This is a genomic window from Pseudomonas gingeri (genome assembly GCF_013385425.1).
GTDB classification, from domain to species: Bacteria; Pseudomonadota; Gammaproteobacteria; order Pseudomonadales; family Pseudomonadaceae; genus Aquipseudomonas; species Aquipseudomonas gingeri_D.
In genome coordinates this window covers 75700-94186 of the sequence record NZ_JACAQA010000003.1, presented here as the reverse complement: position 1 = coordinate 94186, position 18487 = coordinate 75700, and the positions used below count along the sequence as shown (strand labels likewise).

General features: G+C 62.8%; 17 protein-coding genes and 1 pseudogene. 9 read left to right on the top strand and 9 right to left on the bottom strand.

The window, feature by feature from the left end:
• Positions 1–14 precede the first annotated feature (14 nt).
• The 3 genes from HX830_RS03165 to HX830_RS03155 all read left to right on the top strand — a co-directional run bounded on the left by HX830_RS03165 (position 15) and on the right by HX830_RS03155 (position 4063).
• Positions 15–1499 carry a mannitol dehydrogenase family protein gene (locus HX830_RS03165; protein WP_103495648.1) on the top strand — a complete coding sequence of 495 codons (1485 nt, stop codon included), beginning with the start codon at positions 15–17 and terminating at the stop codon, positions 1497–1499.
• Positions 1500–1627: 128 nt separating this feature from the next.
• Positions 1628–3118: a xylulokinase gene (xylB, locus tag HX830_RS03160; protein WP_177098948.1), complete on the top strand. Its 1491-nt coding sequence runs from the start codon at positions 1628–1630 to the stop codon at positions 3116–3118.
• 6 nt (positions 3119–3124) lie between these two features.
• Positions 3125–4063 carry a carbohydrate kinase family protein gene (locus HX830_RS03155; RefSeq protein WP_177098947.1) on the top strand — a complete coding sequence of 313 codons (939 nt, stop codon included), beginning with the start codon at positions 3125–3127 and terminating at the stop codon, positions 4061–4063.
• A gap of 103 nt (positions 4064–4166) precedes the next feature.
• Here HX830_RS03155 and HX830_RS03150 read toward each other — a convergent pair whose 3' ends face one another.
• Positions 4167–5336, bottom strand: coding sequence for a PilT/PilU family type 4a pilus ATPase (locus HX830_RS03150; protein WP_103495651.1), 1170 nt, complete (start codon positions 5334–5336; stop codon positions 4167–4169).
• 87 nt (positions 5337–5423) lie between these two features.
• On the opposite strand from HX830_RS03150, the pseudogene HX830_RS03145 reads away from it, so the two are divergent.
• Both HX830_RS03145 and HX830_RS03140 read left to right on the top strand, forming a co-directional pair.
• Positions 5424–7115 (top strand): annotated as a pseudogene (locus HX830_RS03145) (ATP-binding protein); the annotation flags it as partial.
• A 57-nt stretch (positions 7116–7172) separates the two neighbouring features.
• A complete protein-coding gene (locus tag HX830_RS03140; protein ID WP_103499111.1) occupies positions 7173–7448 on the top strand; it encodes a peptidylprolyl isomerase in 276 nt (91 codons plus the stop codon).
• Positions 7449–7466: 18 nt separating this feature from the next.
• Here the strand turns inward: HX830_RS03140 and HX830_RS03135 are convergent, their stop codons facing one another.
• The 8 genes from HX830_RS03135 to HX830_RS03100 form a co-directional block, all read right to left on the bottom strand.
• The gene (locus tag HX830_RS03135) at positions 7467–8393 is read right to left on the bottom strand and encodes a sugar kinase (protein WP_177098946.1); all 927 of its coding nucleotides are present in this window, start codon (positions 8391–8393) and stop codon (positions 7467–7469) included.
• A 137-nt stretch (positions 8394–8530) separates the two neighbouring features.
• Positions 8531–9748, bottom strand: a complete 1218-nt coding sequence (locus tag HX830_RS03130) for an amino acid deaminase (RefSeq protein ID WP_177098945.1) — start codon at positions 9746–9748, stop codon at positions 8531–8533.
• 37 nt (positions 9749–9785) lie between these two features.
• Positions 9786–10550, bottom strand: coding sequence for an IclR family transcriptional regulator (locus tag HX830_RS03125; RefSeq protein WP_100941154.1), 765 nt, complete (start codon positions 10548–10550; stop codon positions 9786–9788).
• A 47-nt stretch (positions 10551–10597) separates the two neighbouring features.
• Positions 10598–10984 (bottom strand): RidA family protein, encoded by a 387-nt coding sequence (locus tag HX830_RS03120; protein ID WP_103499108.1) that lies wholly within the window; start codon positions 10982–10984, stop codon positions 10598–10600.
• 22 nt (positions 10985–11006) lie between these two features.
• A complete protein-coding gene (locus tag HX830_RS03115) occupies positions 11007–11783 on the bottom strand; it encodes an amino acid ABC transporter ATP-binding protein (protein WP_100941152.1) in 777 nt (258 codons plus the stop codon).
• Positions 11780–12442 (bottom strand): amino acid ABC transporter permease, encoded by a 663-nt coding sequence (locus HX830_RS03110; RefSeq protein ID WP_100941151.1) that lies wholly within the window; start codon positions 12440–12442, stop codon positions 11780–11782. The genes HX830_RS03115 and HX830_RS03110 overlap by 4 nt, the downstream gene beginning before the upstream one ends.
• A gap of 9 nt (positions 12443–12451) precedes the next feature.
• Positions 12452–13114, bottom strand: a complete 663-nt coding sequence (locus HX830_RS03105) for an amino acid ABC transporter permease (RefSeq protein WP_152738858.1) — start codon at positions 13112–13114, stop codon at positions 12452–12454.
• Positions 13115–13167: 53 nt separating this feature from the next.
• Positions 13168–14010: a transporter substrate-binding domain-containing protein gene (locus tag HX830_RS03100; protein WP_103499106.1), complete on the bottom strand. Its 843-nt coding sequence runs from the start codon at positions 14008–14010 to the stop codon at positions 13168–13170.
• A gap of 430 nt (positions 14011–14440) precedes the next feature.
• Here HX830_RS03100 and HX830_RS03095 point away from each other — a divergent pair, with 430 nt between their 5' ends.
• The 4 genes from HX830_RS03095 (at position 14441) to efeB (ending at position 18474) form a co-directional block, all read left to right on the top strand.
• A complete protein-coding gene (locus HX830_RS03095; RefSeq protein WP_152738854.1) occupies positions 14441–14707 on the top strand; it encodes a DUF2790 domain-containing protein in 267 nt (88 codons plus the stop codon).
• 386 nt (positions 14708–15093) lie between these two features.
• A complete protein-coding gene (efeU, locus tag HX830_RS03090; RefSeq protein WP_177098944.1) occupies positions 15094–15936 on the top strand; it encodes an iron uptake transporter permease EfeU in 843 nt (280 codons plus the stop codon).
• 8 nt (positions 15937–15944) lie between these two features.
• Positions 15945–17138, top strand: coding sequence for an iron uptake system protein EfeO (gene efeO / locus HX830_RS03085; RefSeq protein ID WP_177098943.1), 1194 nt, complete (start codon positions 15945–15947; stop codon positions 17136–17138).
• Between the two features lie 19 nt (positions 17139–17157).
• Positions 17158–18474, top strand: a complete 1317-nt coding sequence (gene efeB / locus HX830_RS03080) for an iron uptake transporter deferrochelatase/peroxidase subunit (protein ID WP_177098942.1) — start codon at positions 17158–17160, stop codon at positions 18472–18474.
• Positions 18475–18487 lie beyond the last annotated feature (13 nt).

Sequence of the window (18487 nt, the reverse complement as noted above, 5' to 3'; positions counted from 1 at the left end):
CGAGAGCCTTAGCCATGAAACTGAACAAGCAGAATCTGCATCGACTGGCCCCTGAAGTGCGCCTGCCCCTCTACAACCTGGCCGATACCCGCCAGGGCATCGTCCATATCGGCGTCGGCGGTTTCCATCGCGCCCACCAGGCGTACTACACCGATGCCCTGATGAACACCGGCGAGGGCCTGGACTGGGCCATCTGCGGGGCCGGCCTGCGCAGCGAAGACCGCCGCGCCCGGGATGACCTGGCCGGGCAGGACTACCTCTTCACCTTGTTTGAGCTGGGCGACAGCGACGACACCGAAGTCCGGGTGATCGGCGCCATCAGCGATATGCTGCTGGCCGAGGACGACCGCCAGGCGCTGATCGACAAGCTGGCCTCGGCAGAGATCCGCATCGTTTCGCTGACCATCACCGAAGGTGGTTACTGCATCGACGACAGCAACGGCGAGTTCATGACGCACCTGCCGCAGATCCAGCACGACCTCAGCCACCCCGAGGCGCCGCAGACCGTCTTCGGCTTTCTCTGCGCGGCCCTGGCCAAGCGCCGGGCCGCCGGTATCCCGGCCTTCACCCTGATGTCCTGCGACAACCTGCCCCACAACGGCGCGGTGGCCCGCAAGGCCCTGCTGGCCTTCGCCGCCTTGCGCGACGCCGACCTGCATGACTGGATCGCCACCCATGTGAGCTTTCCCAATGCCATGGTCGATCGCATCACGCCGATGACCAGCACCGCCCACCGCCTGCAACTGCACGACGAACACGCCGTCGACGACGCCTGGCCGGTAGTTTGCGAACCTTTTGTGCAATGGGTGCTGGAAGACAAGTTCGTCAACGGCCGCCCGGCCTGGGAAAAGGTCGGCGTGCAGTTCACCGACGACGTCACACCCTATGAAGAGATGAAGATCAAGCTGCTCAACGGCAGCCACCTGGCCCTGACCTACCTGGGTTTCCTCAAGGGTTACCGGTTTGTCCACGAGACCATGAACGACCCGCTGTTCGTCAAGTACATGCGTGCCTACATGGACCTGGACGTTACCCCGCAGCTGGCGCCGGTGCCGGGTATCGACCTGACCGAGTACAAGGACACCCTGGTGCAGCGCTTCTCCAACCAGGCGATTGCCGACCAGTTGGAGCGGGTCTGTTCCGACGGTTCGTCGAAGTTTCCCAAGTTCACCATCCCGACCATCAACCGGCTGATCGCCGACGGTCGCGAGACCGAGCGCGCGGCGCTGGTGGTGGCGGCCTGGGCCCTGTACCTCAAGGGTGTCGATGAAAACGGCACGACCTACAGCATTCCGGACCCACGGGCCGAATTCTGCCAGGCGCTGGTGGCGGATGACACCTTGATCGTGCAGCGGCTGTTCGCTGTCGAGGAGATTTTCGGCACCGCGATTCCCCAGTCCGCCGAGTTTATCGCCGCTTTCGAACGCTGCTTCAACAGCTTGCGGGAAGTGGGCGTAAGCAAGACGCTGGAGCGTTTGTTGGCCAAGATTACGGCCTAGAGATCGAAACATGAACCTGTGGGAGCGGAGCTTGCCCGCGAAGCTTTTGGCGGTCTCACGGACGCCTTCGCGAGCAAGCTCAGCTCCCACAACGATGCAGTGATCCAGTTCCAACTCCGGGCACCGTCATGAATCAGAAACTCTATCTCGGTATCGATTGCGGTACCCAAGGCACCAAGGCCATCGTCCTCGACAGCGTCAGCGGTCAGGTGCTGGGCCAGGGTTCGGCACCTCATACGATGATCAGCGGTGCCAACGGCCGCCGTGAACAGGACACCGGGCAATGGCTGGACGCTTTCGTCCAATCCACCCGAGAAGCACTGGCCGCGGCCAGCGTCGACGGCCAGGCAATCCTCGCTATCGGCGTCTCCGGCCAGCAACACGGCCTGGTCCTGCTCGATGAACAAGGCCAGGTCCTGCGCCCGGCCAAGCTCTGGTGCGACACCGAAACCACCCCGGAAAACCAGCGTCTTCTGGAACAGCTGGGAGGCGAACAGGGTTCACTCGAACGCCTAGGCTTGGTCATCGCTCCCGGTTATACCGTGTCCAAGTTGCTCTGGACCCAAGAGCAGCACCCGCACCTGTTCGCCCGGATCGCCCATATACTGCTGCCCCACGACTACCTCAACTACTGGCTTACCGGCCGTAGCTGCGCGGAATACGGCGACGCCTCGGGCAGCGGCTATTTCGATGTGCGCAAGCGCTGCTGGGATCTGCCGCTGCTGCACGAGATCGACCCCAGCGGGCGCCTGCAAGCGGTCTTGCCGGAGCTGATCGAAGCCCATCAGCCGGTGGGCCGGATCCTTCCCGAGATCGCCGGGCTGCTGGGCATCAACCCCAACGCCCTGGTCTCCAGCGGTGGTGGCGACAACATGATGGGTGCCATCGGCACCGGCAATATCCAGGCCGGGATCATCACCATGAGCCTGGGCTCGTCCGGTACGGTCTATGCCTATGCCGACCAACCGCTGATCAGCCCCCACGCCTCGGTCGCGGCCTTCTGCTCCTCCAGCGGCGGCTGGCTGCCGCTGATCTGCACCATGAACCTGACCAACGCCACCGGTGCCGTGCGTGAGCTGTTCAATCTCGGGCTCGACGACTTCAATGCCCGGGTCGAGCAAGCCCCGATCGGCGCCGAAGGGGTCAGCATGCTGCCGTTTCTCAACGGCGAACGGGTCCCCGCCCTGCCACAGGCCACGGGCAGCCTGTCAGGCCTGACCCTGACCAACCTGACCCAGGCCAATCTCTGTCGCGCGGTGGTCGAGGGCACCACCTTCGGCCTGCGTTACGGATTGGACCTGCTACGCGAAGCCGGCCTGCGGAGCCACGGCATCCGCCTGACCGGTGGCGGTTCGAAAAGTCCGGTGTGGCGGCAGATGGTCGCCGATATCATGGACACACCGGTGGTCTGCACCCGCCAGAGCGAAGCCGCGGCCCTCGGTGCGGCGATCCAGGCGGCCTGGTGCGAGTCCGCCGGCGTGCAAAATCTGGCCGAACTGTGCGAACGTTGCGTCAGTCTCGATCTGACGAGCGAAACCCGGCCAATCGCGGCCAACGTCGCCGCCTACCAACCCGTTTATCAGCACTACCGCCAACAGGTAGCGGCCCTTCAAGAGTGAGTACCCATGTATCTGGTCTGTGGTGAAGCGCTGTTCGATTTTTTTAGTGAGCCTGATGTGAGCGGGCAAACCTCGAAAGTGAATTTCAAGGCGATTGCCGGCGGTTCGCCGTTCAACGTCGCGGTCGGCCTGCGCCGTCTGGGGGTCGATGCGGCATTGTTTGCCGGGCTGTCCACCGACTACCTCGGGCGCCGCCTGCAGCAAGTCCTGCAGGAAGAAGGTGTACGCGCGGATTACCTGCTGGACTTCGACGCCCCCACCACCCTGGCGATGGTCGCCGTGGGCGCCGACGGCTCGCCCCATTACAGTTTCCGTGGTGAGGGCTGCGCCGACCGCCAGTTGCTACCGGGCCACCTGCCGAAACTCGGCGACGAGGTGCGTGGGTTGCATATCGGCTCGTTCTCGCTGGTGGTGCAACCGATTGCCGACACCCTGCTGACCCTGGTACGCCGGGAAAGCGGGCGCCGGCTGATCACCCTCGATCCCAACGTCAGGCTCAACCCGGAACCGAATATAGAACTGTGGCGCCAACGTATCGCGGCCCTGGCCGAACATGCCGACATGATCAAGGTCAGCGACGAGGACCTGGGCCTGCTCTATCCGGATCGCGACCCGCAGAGCATCGCCCAGGAATGGCTGGCCCAGCGCTGCCAACTGGTGTTCCTGACCCGTGGCACCCAGGGTGCCAGCGTCTACAGTCGCCGGCATGGTCACTGGTCGGTGCCGGCCCGTGAAGTCATCACCGCCGACACCGTCGGTGCCGGCGATACCTTCCAGGCGGCCCTGATCGCCTGGTTGACCGAGCAGCAGTTGGACTCGGTGCAAGGTCTGGAACGCCTGGACAAGCCCCAGATCGACGCGATGCTGAACTTCGCCGTCAGCGCCGCGGCCATTACCTGCAGCCGCACCGGACCGGACCTGCCCTATCGCCATCAGGTGGTGTAACAACGCCCCTGCCCAAGACTGCCGCCCTCGTGACCAGCAATAACGGGGGCTGCCGAAACCTGTCAGTCACGTCGGGACAAAGCATTCCAATCCGGCAACAGATTCAACCGCGCGGAGAGTTGCCATCCTCCACCAACCCCCAATCCTTGGCGTCCAGCTCCTTCGCCGCGACCGGCGGCGCGGGAGGCGTCTTCTGCACGGTGAGGGCCGCGGTATCCTGATGCAGTTTCAGGCGCAGGCGCAGGTTGTTCACCGAGTCGGCGTTCTTCAGTGCCTCCTCCTCGTCGATCGCCCCCTCCACCACCAGCTCGAACAGCGCCGTATCGAAGGTACGCATGCCGATCAGCTCGGACTTCTCCATGATGCCCTTGAGCTCGGAGAACTCGTTGCGCTTGATAAAATCACGCACCGTCGGCGTGCCCAGCATCACTTCCACCGCCGCCCGGCGCTTGCCGTCAAGGGTGGCGACCAGACGCTGTGAAACGAAGGCTTTGAGGTTGTTGCCCAGGTCGTTGAGCAACTGCGGCCGGCGGTCTTCCGGGAAGAAGTTGATGATGCGGTCCAGCGCCTGGTTGGCGTTGTTGGCGTGCAGGGTGGAGATCGCCAGGTGCCCGGTATCGGCGAAGGCCAGGGCGTGCTCCATGGTTTCGCGGTCGCGGATCTCGCCGATCAGGATCACGTCCGGGGCCTGGCGCAGGGTGTTTTTCAGCGCCGCGTGGAAACTGCGGGTGTCGACCCCGACTTCGCGCTGGTTGATGATCGACTTCTTGTGCCGATGGATATACTCCACCGGGTCTTCGATGGTGATGATATGGCCACTGCTGTGGCGGTTGCGGTAATCGATCAACGCCGCCAGCGACGTCGACTTGCCCGAACCGGTGGCGCCGACGAACAGCACCAACCCGCGTTTTTCCATGATGGTATCGAGCAGGATCGGCGGCAGCTTGAGGTCTTCGAAACGAGGGATTTCCAGCTTGATATTGCGCGCGACGATGGACACTTCGTTGCGTTGCTTGAAGATATTGATCCGGAAACGGCCGACACCCGGCAAGGACAGCGCCAGGTTCATTTCCAGTTCGCGCTCGAACTGCAGGCGTTGTTCGGCGTCCATGATACCGTCGGCAATGGCCGCCACTTCCCCGAGTTTCAGCGATTCACCGCCCAGCGGCTTGAGCACGCCGTTGAATTTGGCGCAGGGCGGCGCACCGGTGGACAGGTACAGGTCCGAACCGTCCTGGGCGGCCAGGGTTTTCAGCAGTGCGTGGATATCCATGGCAAAGGTGTCCGCAATACAGTCAAAAAGAGGTTTAGCGATTAAGCTTGTGTCATTTCAATGTGACGAATGTCTACAGCTTGGCGGGATAATAAGCCGCGGCGCAACCCAAAGCTTCACCTTCAAGGCAGGTTTATGAACGGATCTCAAGGCGACACCGCCACCCGACTCGGTACCTGGGACTGGGATATCGACCAGGATCTTTTTGTCGCCGATGCCCACTTCGCCCAATTGCACGGAGTCGACCCGGCGCTGGCCAGCCAGACGCCCATCAATGTCTACTTGGACAGTGTGCACCCTGAGGACCGTGCCCTGGTGGCCCACGGCATCAAGCAGTGCCTGGAGCAGCACACCGAGCACGCTGAAGAATACCGGGTATTGCAGGCCGACGGCCAGGTGCGCTGGGTCTTTGCCCGGGGCCGCTGCCACCTCGACCCCCATGGTCGGGCACAGCGCTTTGTCGGTGCCGCGCTGGATATCACCGAACACAAACGCACCGAAGAGGCCCTGCGCAATCTCAACGAGACCCTGGAAGAGCGCGTCGCCCAGCGCACCCGGGCGCTGGCCGAGTCCAACCAGCGCTTGCAGAACGAGATGTTCGAGCGCGAGCGGGCCGAAGAAGCCTTGCGTCATGCGCAGAAAATGGAAGCGGTGGGACAACTCACCGGCGGCATCGCCCATGACTTCAACAATATGCTCACCGGCATAATCGGCAGCCTGGATCTGATGCAACGTTACATCGCCGCCGGACGTAGCGACGAAATCGGCCGTTTTGCCGACGCCGCCGTGAGCTCGGCGCAACGGGCCGCGGCCCTCACCCACCGGCTGCTGGCGTTTTCCCGGCGGCAATCGCTGGACCGCAAACGCATCGATCCCAACCAACTGGTGCAGTCGCTGCAAGAGCTGTTCAGTCGTACCAAAGGGGCCCATATCATCCTGAAAGTCGAGTTGGGCCAGGACGTGTGGCCGGTCAACACCGACACCGGGCAACTGGAAAGCGCCCTGCTCAACCTGGTGATCAATGCCCGCGACGCCATGCCCGATGGCGGCGAGCTGCGCGTCGTGACCAGCAACAGCTACCTCGATGGCGGCGATATCAGCACCCTGGAACCGGTCAAGGCCGGTGACTATGTGATGATCGGCGTCAGCGACAACGGCACCGGCATGAGCCCGTTGATCCTGGCCAAGGCGTTCGACCCGTTCTTCACCACCAAACCCATCGGCCAGGGCACGGGCCTGGGTTTGTCGATGATCTATGGCTTTGCCCAGCAGTCCGGTGGTCACGTCACCCTGGAAAGCGAGCCGGGCAAAGGCACCTGCGTACGCTTGTACCTGCCGCGCTATCACGCGCCGCAAACCGAGACGCCGCGACCGGCGCTGCAACCCGCGGAATCGCCGCTGGCCGAGGTCGACGAGTCGGTGATGGTGGTGGAAGATGATCCGGCGGTACGGATGCTGGTGCTCAATGTCCTCGACGAGCTGGGTTATACCGTGCACCCGGCGGCGGACGCGCGGACCGCCTTGCCGCTGCTGGAATCGAGCCTGCGCATCGACCTGCTGGTGACCGATGTCGGCCTGCCGGGGATGAACGGCCGGCAACTGGCGGAAGTCGCCCGCCAGCACCGGCCGGGGCTCAAGGTGCTGTTCATGACCGGTTATGCGGAGAAGGCTGCCGAGCGCCAGGGTTTCCTGGAGCCCGGCATGGACCTGATCGCCAAGCCCTTCACCCTCGATGCGCTGGCCAATCGGGTGCGCGACATGATCGGGCAAACGTCCTGATCTTCGGGCATAATCCCGCGCCCGCCGCACGCCCCAAGGTTTCAAGGTAACCAATCGATGAAAGCCCAAGCCCGTCATATCCTGGTCAAGACCGCCGAGGAAGCCGAACAACTCAGGCTACGTATCGTCAAGGGCGAAGCCTTTGATGTGCTGGCCAAGAAGTACTCCACCTGCCCGTCCGGCAAGCGCGGTGGGGATCTGGGGGAAGTCCGTCCGGGGCAGATGGTCGGGGCTATCGACCAGGTGATTTTCAAGAAACCGCTACGTACCGTGCACGGGCCGATCAAGAGCAAGTTCGGGTATCACCTGGTGCAGGTTTTCTATCGCGACTGAAGTGGCAGAGCGCTGCTTTCAAACCCTTGGAATCAGCGCCCCACGCACCTGAATCACCCGACTCGCCAGCCGATGCCCGGCCAAGGCCGCCTCTTGTGGATCACCGCCCGTCAGGCGACTGGCCAGATACGCCGCACTGAACGAATCCCCCGCCGCCGTGGTATCGACCACCGTCTCGACCTTCTGCGACGGCACCTCGAACGCCGCGCCCTCGCAGTGAATCAGGCAACTCTCCGCTCCCCGCTTGATCACCACTTCCGGGATGCCGATATCTTCATAGGCACGGAACACCGCCTCGCCATCGGCATAGTCGAACAGCGCCTGCTCGTCCTCCAGGGTCAACAAGGCCAGGTCGACATAGGGCAATACCGAGCGATACGCCTCGCGCGCCTGCTCGACATCCGCCCAGAGACGCGGCCGATAGTTGTTGTCGAAAACCACCCGGGTATCGCCCCGACGGGCCTCTTGTAGCACGGCAATCAGCTTTTTCCGCCCGAGCTCGCCCAGCACCGCCAGGGTGATACCGCTGAAATACAGCACGTCGTAATCCGGCAAAGCCGCCAGCACCGGCGCGGCTGTCGGCGCGGTGAAGCAGTCGCGCACGGCCGCTTCGTTGCGCCAGTAGAGAAAGCGTCGCTCGCCCTTGGCGTCGGTCTGGATGCAATACAACCCGGGCAAGCGCCCCGGCAGGCGTTGCACCAGGTCCAGGCCGATGCCTTCCTCGCGCCAGATCCGGCACATGCTGTCGCTGAAGCTGTCATCGCCCAGGGCGGTGACATAGTCCACCGAAGCCCGTCCGCCCAGTTCGCGGGACAGGTAGACGGCGGTGTTCAGGGTGTCGCCGCCGAAGCTCTGGTGCAGGCTGCCGTCGGTGTGTTGTTGCAGTTCGATCATGCATTCGCCGATCAGGGCGATGCGCGGTGGGGGCAGGTTCAGGGTGGTCATTCGGAAAGTCTCGTGGTGTCAGGGCGGGCCTCTTCGCGGGCAAGCTCCGCTCCCACATTAAATCCAGGTTGAACCGCAATGTTGCGAACAACCGAAAACCTGTGGGAGCGGAGCTTGCCCGCGAAAGCGATATCCGCTTAGAAGCAGGTCTCGAAGGTTTCAATCACGCTCATCTGCTCATCGACAATGCAACCGACCCGCCACTTGTCGAAGGTCAGGCACGGATGCGAAGTACCAAACGAGACGATATCCCCGACCTTCAGCTCACAACCCGGCGCCACCGTCATGAACGCATGCTGGTCCATCACCGCCGTGACCTTGCAGGCGCTGAGATCCTCGCCCACCGCCGGCAACACCCCCGGCTGATAACGCAGCAACGGCACCGGCAACCCGGCATCGAATGCCACATCGCGCTTGCCCAGGGCGATCACCGCAAACCCCGGTTCCGGCATCGATTGCACATGGGCCCAGACCTCCAGCGCCGGACGCAAGCCTCCGCTCAGATCACCCCGGCGATGCAGCACGCAGCACTGGGCATCCTTGTAGATGCCATGGTCGTGGGCAACATAACTGCCCGGGCGCAATACACTGAGAAAACGCCCATCGGCGTCCTGGGCCTCGAACTCCTCGGCGATCAGGTCATACCAGGCCGACCCCGAGGCGGTGATGATCGGCTTGCCGATATCAAACGCGCCGCTGTTCTGCAGGTCCACCGCCAGCCACACCAGGGAACCGGCGAAAGCCCGGATCCCGCTCTCGGCCTGATCGCCGTGAATCACCCCTTCGTAACCTTCGATACCGGTCAGGGCCAGTGCCGGCTGGGCCTTGATCGCCCGGGCCAGGTCCAGCACCTCCTGTTCGCTGCGGCAACCGCAACGACCGCCGACCACGCCATACTCGATCATCACGTTCAAACGCAGGCCGCGTTCGGCGAAGAAAGCCCCCAGGGCCGCAACGTTGTCCGGGTGATCGACCATGCAGTAAAACTCGAACTGGGCATCGGCCAACAACTCGGCGATCAGCGCCATGTTCGGCGCGCCCACCAGTTGGTTGGCCATCAGCACCCGGCGGACACCCGCCGCGTAGGCGGCACGGGTCTGCACGGCGGTCGCCAGGGTGATACCCCAGGCCCCGGCGGCCAGTTGCCGAGCGAACAGCGCCGGGACCATGCTGGTCTTGCCATGGGGCGCCAGTTCGGCACCGCTACGGCTGACGAAGTCCTGCATCCAGCGGATATTGTGCTCCAGGGCGTCGCGGTGGAGCACCAGCGCCGGCAGGCTGACATCGCTCACCAGTTGCGCGCCGACGTTGGCGGCGCCTTTTTCCACGGCGGCGAAGTTCAAGGCAGTAGACATTCCAAACTCCTTATCGGCGGCGCCCTTGGCGGCCGCGCTAGTCGTTGATGCGACGGGCCAGGTTGTTCGCGCTCTCGATCAGCACCCGGCGATAGTCGTTGTAGTTGGTCTTGGCATCGGCCCTTGGGGCAACGATGCACAGGGTCGCGATGCAAATGCCCCGCTCGTCCTTGACGGGCGCGGCGAAGCAATGAGTAAAGGTGTCGGCGACGCTGTCGAAGGAAAAGAACCCGTCGATCCCGGCCTGGCGGATTTCCTTGAGGAACACCTCCAGCGGCAGGCGCTGGCCGTCCGGCAGGATAAAGTCATCGTGGTCGATCAGGTCGATGATCTGCTGGTCGCTCAGGTGCGCCAGCAGCAGGCGCCCGGAAGCGGTCCAGGGGATCGGCGCGTTTTCGCCGATATCCGAGGAAATCCGGAAATGCCGCTCACCTTCCTTCATCAGCGCCACGGTGTATTTGCGCCCGTTGAGCAGGCACATCTGCGCGGTTTCCCGGGTCTGGCTGACGATCTCCTGCAAGGCGTGGTCGGCCTCGCGGGTCAGGTCGAAGTGCCGCAGGTGCGCCTGGCCGAGAAAATACAGCTGGCGGCCCAGGTAGACATGGCCCTCCTTGCCGACGGACTCGAGGATGCGCCGCTCCAGCAGTGATGCCACCAGCTCGTAGACCGTGGATTTCGGGCTGCCGATACCGCTGGCAATGTCGTTGGGACGCAGCGGCTGGCCGACCTCCTTGAGGTAATCGAGGATATCGAACGCCCGGTCCAGCCCTTTGGCCCGGCGCTTGATGGTGTCTTCGGTCATGTCAGTGCCATCCCATTGGAAAAATTGCCGGGGAGTTTACCCATTCATCACTTCTTCTTGTACGCGATGCAATCGATCTCGACCTTGCAGTCGACCATCATATTCGCCTGGACACAGGCGCGCGCCGGGGCGTGCTCGGGTGTGAAGTACTCGGAAAACACCTTGTTGAAGCTCCAGAAATCCCGCGGGTCTTCCAGCCAGACACCGGCGCGGACCACATCTTCCAGGCCATAACCGGCCTCTTCGAGAATCGCGATCAGGTTCTTCATGGTCTGGTGAGTCTGCTCGACGATACCACCAACAATGATTTCGCCATCCAGCGCCGGTACCTGGCCGGACACGTGCAACCAACCGTCGGCTTCGACGGCCCGGGCGAAAGGACGCGGCTGACCGCCACCCGCGGTGCTGCCGGTGCCATAACGAGTAATGCTCATACTGTTCTCCTTGAATAAAAAATTAAAAGCGGGTGTTTTTCAGAAATTCCGCGAGACGCGGCGACTGCGGGCGTTCGAACAGTTCTTTGGGTGGCCCCTGTTCTTCAATACGCCCCTGGTTCATGAACACGATCTTGTCCGAGACCTCAAAGGCAAAGCGCATCTCGTGGGTGACCAGCAACATGGTCATGCCCTCTTCCGCCAGGCCCTTGATCACCGCCAGCACCTCACCCACCAGCTCCGGGTCGAGGGCCGAAGTCACTTCGTCGAACAGCATCAGGCTGGGGTTCATCGCAATGGCCCGGGCAATCGCCACCCGCTGCTGCTGGCCGCCGGACAACTGCCCCGGAAAGTGATTACGCCGCTCCAGCAGGCCGACCCGCTCCAACCACTTCTCCGCCAGCGCGACGGCCTGGTCCTTGGGTAGCTTCTTGACCTTGAGCAGGCCCAGGGTCACGTTCTGCAAGGCCGTCAGGTGCGGAAACAGGTTGAACTGCTGGAACGCCATGCCGGTCATGGCCCGGTGCTGGGCAATGACTTTTTCCGGGTGACGGACACGCTTGCCGTTCACTTCGCTGTAGCCGATGGACTCGCCGTCCAGGGTGATCTGGCCGCCCTGGAACTCTTCCAGCAGGTTTACGCAGCGCAGCAGCGTGGTCTTGCCCGAGCCGCTGGAGCCGATCAGCGTGACCACGTTGCCGCGCTGCATGTCCAGGTCGACGCCCTTGAGCACTTCGAGCTTGCCGTATTGTTTGTGCAGCCCGCGAATGCTGAGCAGTGCTTGGGAATCAGTCGTCATGGCAAGGCCACCCGCTTTTCAATATGCCGACCGAGCAACTCGATCGAGTAGTTGATGATGAAGAACAAGAAACCGGCGAACAGGTAGAACTCCAGGGTCATGAAGGTCCGGGCGATCACCTGCTGGGTGCTGAGCAGCAGCTCGGCGACACCGATCACCGAAAGCAGGGTCGAAGCCTTGACGATCTCGGTGGACGAGTTGACCCAGGTCGGCAGGATCTGCCGCAGCGCCTGGGGCAGCAGCACATAACCCAGGGCCTGGTGGAAGGTCAGGCCGATGGCCTTGCTCGCTTCCATCTGCCCGCGGGGGATGGCCTGCATCGAGCCGCGCACGATCTCCGCCACGTGGGAACCACAGAACAGCGTCAGGCCCAGGGCACCGGCCTGGAAGGCGCTGATCTGCCAGCCCAGGGCCGGGGCCATGTAGAAGCAGGCGAGGACCAGAACGAACACCGGGGTGCCACGGATCAGGTCGACATACAGACGAAACGGCGCGCGCATCCAGAACTTGCCGTAGGTCAGCACCAGCCCGGCGACAATGCCGATCAGGGTGCCGCAGACAATCGCCAGGAGCGAGACCGCGACACTGGTCTGGAATCCCTCCCAGAGGGTTTCCCGGGCGATCCACAACTCATGCCACCAACTTTGCGATTCGTACATGAGTGCCTCCTATCGGCGGATCGCCAGACGCTGCTCGAGGTAACGCAGCATCAGGGCAATGAGGTAACAGGCGACCACATAGAGCGCCGTGGTGACCATCCAGGTTTCGATCACCCGGTAGCTTTCCACGTTGATCTTGCGGGCGTGATAGGTCAGCTCCGGCACGGCGATGGCCGCCGCCAGGGAGGTGTCCTTGAACAGGGAAATAAAGTTGTTGGACAGCGCCGGCAGCACGTTGCGCAACATCACCGGCACGGTGACATAGGCCCGCACCTGCCATTCGCCGAGGCCGATGGCCAGCCCGGCTTCGCGCTGGCCCTTGGGAATGCTCAGCAGGCCGGCGCGGAACACCTCGGTCAGATAGGCCCCGGCATACAGTGACAGCGTGACGATAAACGAGGGAATCTTGTCCAGCCGGATACCCAGGCTCGGCATGGCGAAGTAGATCAACAGGATCAACACCAGGATCGGCGTATTACGGATCACCGTCACATACACCGAGGCCAGTGCCCGCAATGCGCGATGCTTGCTGAGCAAGGCAAACGCCATCATCAGGCCGATCACACAACCGATGGCGATGGACACCAGGGCCAGTTCCAGGCCCAGGCCCAGTCCCGCCAGCAAGGTGTCGAAATCGCGCCAGACGGCGGCAAAGTTCAACTGATAGTTCATGGTTCGCAGTACCTTCGACGGGGCGCCGAGTGCGGCGCCCTGCCCTTAACGGATCACTTGAATTCGACAGGGAAACCGATTTCCGGCGAAGGAAGATCTACGCCGAACCATTTCTTGAAGGAGGCTGCGTAGGTGGGGAACTCGACGCCGGTCATGGCTTCATGCAGCGCGGTGTTGACGAAGTTCAGCCAGTCCTGGTCGCCGCGCTTGACCGCGCAGGCATAGGTCTGTGGGCTCCAGGCAAAGGCCGGGCTGCGATACATGCCGGGTTTCTGCACCATCAGGTACTTGACCGAGGACTGGTCGGTGGCAGCCGCATCGGCGCGACCGGTGCTCATGGCCTGGTACATCAGGTCAACGCTGTCGTACTGGTCGACCTTGGCCTTGGGCAATGCCTGGTGCACCAGTTCCTCGGCGTAGACGTTCTGCAGCACGGCCACGGTAACGCCGTCGCCGGCGGCACGCAGGCTGTCGATTTCCTTGTACTTGCTATTGGCCGGCAGCAGCAGCGCGACACCCTCGCGGTAGTACGGCAGGGTGAAAGCAACCTGCTGGGCACGGCTCGCGGTGACGGTGATGAACTGGCAGCTGATATCGACCTTGTCGGTCAGCAGGTTGGGAATCCGCGCATCGGAAGACTGCACCACGTATTCGACTTTGCTGGCGTCGTTGAACAGCCCCTTGGCGATCATGCCGCCGATATCGATATCGAACCCCTGCAACTTGCCGTCGGCGCCCTGGAAGTGCCACGGCGCGTTGGTGCTACCGGTGCCTACAATCAAGTGACCGCGTTTGAGCACGCTATCGAGCTTGCTGTCCGCCGCTTGCGCAGCAACCGCCGCCGAAGCCGCCAGAAGAAAAACACAGGCTTTAAACAAGGAAAGTCCACGCTGCATGACGTTGCACTCCGATGATGTGTATTCCGCTATAACGGAACTTAGTATGTAACAACGGAATAGACAGCAGAATCTGTGCCAGCAGATTCAGCGCACTGCAATCGAGGCTATAAACTCAATAAAAATCAATGAGATAAAATCTTCCGAAAAAGCAATGTCACAGGCGGTAGCACAGCATGGTGCTACGGAAGGCTACGAGGGTGTGGGTGTGAAGGCCCCAAGGCGGTGCGGGGGTGGGTGATTTGGGGGCGGCCTTTGGCAGCTCCGTTAGCAAGCTAATAGAAAGCCCAGCACTTAATTCCGCGTTAATCCTGCAGACGGAAAGTGAAATTGACCGCGCTCGCGCAGGCTTGCCCTGACGCCCTCCGCGGCATACCCCGCGCCACTCGTGGTGCCGGGGTGAACGCTCAAGCCGCTCAGGAGAAACACCATGAAACTACGAACCCTGTTGGTGATGGGTGCCCTGGCCCTCTCGACCTTCGCCGGCCTGGCCCAGGCCGACACCTCCAGCACCAGACAACCCGTGCCTTATCACTACGGCATGCCCCTGAACATCGCCAAGGTCACCTCGATGACCGAGCAACCGAGCCAGGACTGCAAAGTGGTTACCGCCGATATGAAGTTCATCGACACTGCCGGCAAGCCCGAGAACGTCAGCTACCTCAAGCTGTCGGACGCCTGTAACTTCAATAACTGATTCCGCCTGCAAAGGTGGCCTTGAAGACGCCACAAGCTTCGCGGGCAAGCCCTGCTCCTACAGTGCGACGTCGAATACAAAGCTTGTGTCCGACATAGGCCTGTAGGAGCAGGGCTTGCCCGCGAACCGCTGCAAACGGCCATTCACCATAGACTGCGGCGCCAGGCAATCGCTTCCGCAGACATGCCCGGCCCACGGAGTCGCGTCAACTCCTGCTCTGACATAGGGCACGACCGCTGGACAGCAATCACTTGCTGCATACACGGCATTCCCTCTTCTACCCCTCTCGTTCAGACACCATTCAGCAATTGGTAATCAAAACTGTTTAGTAATGAGTATCATTATGTTACAAATTACCATCTTCTCTAACAGTGGTGCGTTGCCGAATGCTGGTTCCCTTCCTGATCATGCTGCGCGAAGGCATTGAAGCCGCGCTTATCGTTGGCATTATCGCCAGTTACCTCAAGCAGACCGGCCGGGGTCAGTGGATGCCGGCGGTGTGGATCGGCGTGTTTCTCGCCGCCGCCCTTGCCCTGCTGGTCGGTGGTGGCCTGGAGCTGGTCAGTGCCGAGTTCCCGCAGAAACAGCAGGAACTCTTCGAAGGCCTGGTCGGGCTGGTCGCCGTCGGCATCCTCAGTTCGATGGTGTTCTGGATGCGCAAGGTCGCCCGCTCCATCAAGCACGCGCTGCACGAATCCCTCGACCAGGCACTCGCCGGTTCCAAACATCAGGTCTGGGCGCTGATTGCCATGGTGTTTTTCGCCGTGGCCCGCGAAGGCCTGGAAACCGTGTTCTTCCTGCTGGCGGTGTTCCAGCAGAGTGACGGTCCGGGCGCGCCCATCGGCGCCCTGCTCGGCCTGATCCTGGCGATTTTCATCGGTTTCGCCATCTACAGCGGCAGCATGCGCCTGAACCTGGGTCTGTTCTTCCGCTGGACCGGCCTGTTCATCCTGGTGGTCGCCGCCGGCATCCTCGCCAATTCGGTCCAGGCCCTGCATGAAGCCGGCCTGTGGAACCACCTGCAAACCGTGGTCTTCGATATCAGCGCCACGCTGCCGATGGACGGCCCGGCGGGCTCGGTCCTGGCCGGCATGTTCGGTTACCAGGATGCGCCGACGTTCAGCGTCCTCGGCGCCTACCTGCTGTACCTGGCGTTCACCCTGGTGCTGTTCTTCCTGCCGAGCGCGGCACCGGCCCCCAAGCACACTTCTTCCGTTCCCAACCAGTAAGGTTACCCATGTCCAACCCTGCAACTGGCAAACCGCCCCAGGCCCTGCGCTGGGCGGTAGCCGGCTCGGTGATCGTGATGATCGCGGCCGGTGGACTGTTCTATTACGCCTCGCAACTGGCCGCGAGCAAACGCCAGGCCCATCACAACGAAATCACCGTGACCATCCAGGCCCACGGCTGCGAGCCAAATGCCCTGAGCGTGCCGGCCGGGCAGAACAGCTTCCGCATCCTCAACAGTTCGCAACGCGCGGTCGAGTGGGAGATCCTCGACGGCGTACTGGTGCTCGAGGAGCGCGAGAACATCGCCCCGGGCCTGAGCCAGGTGATCAATGCCAACCTGCAACCCGGCGACTACGCCATTACCTGCGGCCTGCTGAGCAATCCGCGCGGCACCCTGCACGTCACGCCTACGGCGGCTTCCGAGGCCGCGGCCAAGGCGCGTCCGTCAATGACCGCCTTTATCGGGCCGTTGTCGGAGTTCCGCGTCTACCTGAGCAGCCAGGGCAACGCACTGATCAAGGCCGTCGATGCACTGGAACAGGCGATTGCCGCCGGTGACCTGACCCAGGCCCAGGTGCTCTATGCCCCGGCCCGTGCCGCCTATCAGCGCCTGGCCCCGGCCGCCCAGCGGCTCGCCGAACTGGATAACGCGATCAATGCCCGCGCCGACTATTACGAAAAACGCGAACAGGACCCCGGCTTCGGCGGCTTCCACCGCATCGAGTACGGCCTGTTCCAGCAACGCAGCGTCGACGGCCTGGTGCCGGTCGCCCAGCACCTGCAAGCCGATGTCGCCAACCTCAAGCAGCAACTGCTGGCCCAATCGCTGCCGCCGGAACAACTGGTCAGCATCGTCGTGCGCAGCCTGCGCAGCATGGCCGATACCCGCGCCAGCGGCGGCGAAGAAGAGCGCTACAGCCACGTCGACCTGGACGGCTTCGCCGCCAACCTGCAAGCCGCACAAAAGGTCATCGACCTGATGCGACCGCTGCTGCTCAAGTCGTCCGGCGAGCTATTGGTGAAGATCGACAGCGCCGCCACGGCCCTCGACGCCGAATTCAACGGCCTGCGCAACGCCGACGGCTATGTCACCTACGACACCGTAAGTGCCGTGCAACGCCAGCAGATCAGCAACAAGGCCAAGGACCTGGCCGATGCACTCGATGGAATCGATCCCGCCCTCGGCCTTTCCGGCCTGTAACCAAGCAGACGATACGAACATGAGCGATTCAGAACACAACAACGCCGAATTCTCCGCCCAGCGCCGTCGCGTCCTGCTGGGCATGGGGGTGGCCGGCGCCGCCCTCGCCGGCAGCGCCCTGAGCTGCCCGGCCATGGCCGCCAGCCAGGCACAGGCCCAGGTCACCGAAGCCCCGAGCAGCGACAAGACCGAGGACCGCCACGACTTCCACGGCAAGCACCAGACCGGGATCGTCACCCCGCGTCCGGCCGCCGGCATGATCGTCTCCTTCGACGTCCTGGCCAGCGACAGCGAGGAACTCGAACGCCTGTTCCGCACCCTGAACAAGCGCATCGCGTTCCTCATGAGCGGCGGCCCGGTGAAACAGGTCGATGAAAAACTGCCGCCCCTGGATTCCGGGATTCTCGGCCCGGTGGTCACCCCGGACAACCTGACCATCACCGTCGCGGTGGGCGAGTCGCTGTTCGACGAGCGTTACGGCCTGGCCGGCGTCAAGCCCAAGCACCTGATCCGCATGGTCGGCTTCCCCAACGACGCGCTGCAAGCGGAACTGTGCCACGGCGACCTGAGTATCCAGTTCTGCTCGAACACCCCGGACACCAACATTCACGCCCTGCGCGATATCGTCAAGAACACCCCGGACCTGCTGCTGGTGCGCTGGAAACAGGAAGGCACGGTACCGGCCCAGGCGCCGCTCAAAGCCGGCGAACCGGCCCAGAGCGCACGCAACTTCCTCGGCTTCCGTGACGGTTCGGCCAACCCGGACTCCAACGATGGCAGCGCCATGGACCGTATCGTCTGGGTCCAGCCCGGGGCCAATGAACCGGCCTGGGCCGTGGCCGGCAGCTACCAGGCGGTGCGGATCATCCGCAACCTGGTGGAGCGCTGGGACCGCACGCCGTTGCAGGAACAGCAAAGCATCATCGGCCGGGTCAAGGCGACAGGCGCGCCCATGGGCGGCCAGAAGGAAAGCGATATCCCCGACTACAGCAAGGACCCGGAAGGCAAGCTGACCAAGCTCGATGCGCATATCCGCCTGGCCAACCCGCGCACCACCGAAACCCAACGCAACCTGATCCTGCGTCGCCCATTCAACTACTCCAATGGCGTGAGCAAGAACGGCCAGCTGGAAATGGGCCTGCTGTTCATCTGCTACCAGGCGGACCTGGCGCAAGGCTTTATCGCCGTACAAACCCGGCTCAACGGCGAGCCCCTGGAGGAATACCTCAAGCCTATCGGCGGCGGTTATTTCTTCACCTTGCCGGGGGTCACGGGCGATCAGGACTTTATCGGTCGCTCACTGCTTTCAGCTGCAAAACAAAAAACCACCGCTTAATCCTTAACTCACC

Excerpts from the sequence above, each read along its gene's own strand:
- HX830_RS03120 (WP_103499108.1), bottom strand. The coding sequence starts at position 10,984 with ATGAGCATTACTCGTTATGGCACCGGCAGCACCGCGGGTGGCGGTCAG.
- HX830_RS03110 (WP_100941151.1), bottom strand. The coding sequence starts at position 12,442 with ATGTACGAATCGCAAAGTTGGTGGCATGAGTTGTGGATCGCCCGGGAA.
- HX830_RS03150 (WP_103495651.1), bottom strand. The coding sequence starts at position 5,336 with ATGGATATCCACGCACTGCTGAAAACCCTGGCCGCCCAGGACGGTTCG.
- efeO (WP_177098943.1), top strand. The coding sequence starts at position 15,945 with ATGTCCAACCCTGCAACTGGCAAACCGCCCCAGGCCCTGCGCTGGGCG.
- HX830_RS03165 (WP_103495648.1), top strand. The coding sequence starts at position 15 with ATGAAACTGAACAAGCAGAATCTGCATCGACTGGCCCCTGAAGTGCGC.
- HX830_RS03115 (WP_100941152.1), bottom strand. The coding sequence starts at position 11,783 with ATGACGACTGATTCCCAAGCACTGCTCAGCATTCGCGGGCTGCACAAA.
- HX830_RS03125 (WP_100941154.1), bottom strand. The coding sequence starts at position 10,550 with ATGACCGAAGACACCATCAAGCGCCGGGCCAAAGGGCTGGACCGGGCG.
- HX830_RS03140 (WP_103499111.1), top strand. The coding sequence starts at position 7,173 with ATGAAAGCCCAAGCCCGTCATATCCTGGTCAAGACCGCCGAGGAAGCC.
- HX830_RS03105 (WP_152738858.1), bottom strand. The coding sequence starts at position 13,114 with ATGAACTATCAGTTGAACTTTGCCGCCGTCTGGCGCGATTTCGACACC.
- HX830_RS03130 (WP_177098945.1), bottom strand. The coding sequence starts at position 9,748 with ATGTCTACTGCCTTGAACTTCGCCGCCGTGGAAAAAGGCGCCGCCAAC.
- HX830_RS03095 (WP_152738854.1), top strand. The coding sequence starts at position 14,441 with ATGAAACTACGAACCCTGTTGGTGATGGGTGCCCTGGCCCTCTCGACC.
- efeB (WP_177098942.1), top strand. The coding sequence starts at position 17,158 with ATGAGCGATTCAGAACACAACAACGCCGAATTCTCCGCCCAGCGCCGT.
- efeU (WP_177098944.1), top strand. The coding sequence starts at position 15,094 with ATGCTGGTTCCCTTCCTGATCATGCTGCGCGAAGGCATTGAAGCCGCG.
- HX830_RS03100 (WP_103499106.1), bottom strand. The coding sequence starts at position 14,010 with ATGCAGCGTGGACTTTCCTTGTTTAAAGCCTGTGTTTTTCTTCTGGCG.
- HX830_RS03135 (WP_177098946.1), bottom strand. The coding sequence starts at position 8,393 with ATGACCACCCTGAACCTGCCCCCACCGCGCATCGCCCTGATCGGCGAA.
- xylB (WP_177098948.1), top strand. The coding sequence starts at position 1,628 with ATGAATCAGAAACTCTATCTCGGTATCGATTGCGGTACCCAAGGCACC.
- HX830_RS03155 (WP_177098947.1), top strand. The coding sequence starts at position 3,125 with ATGTATCTGGTCTGTGGTGAAGCGCTGTTCGATTTTTTTAGTGAGCCT.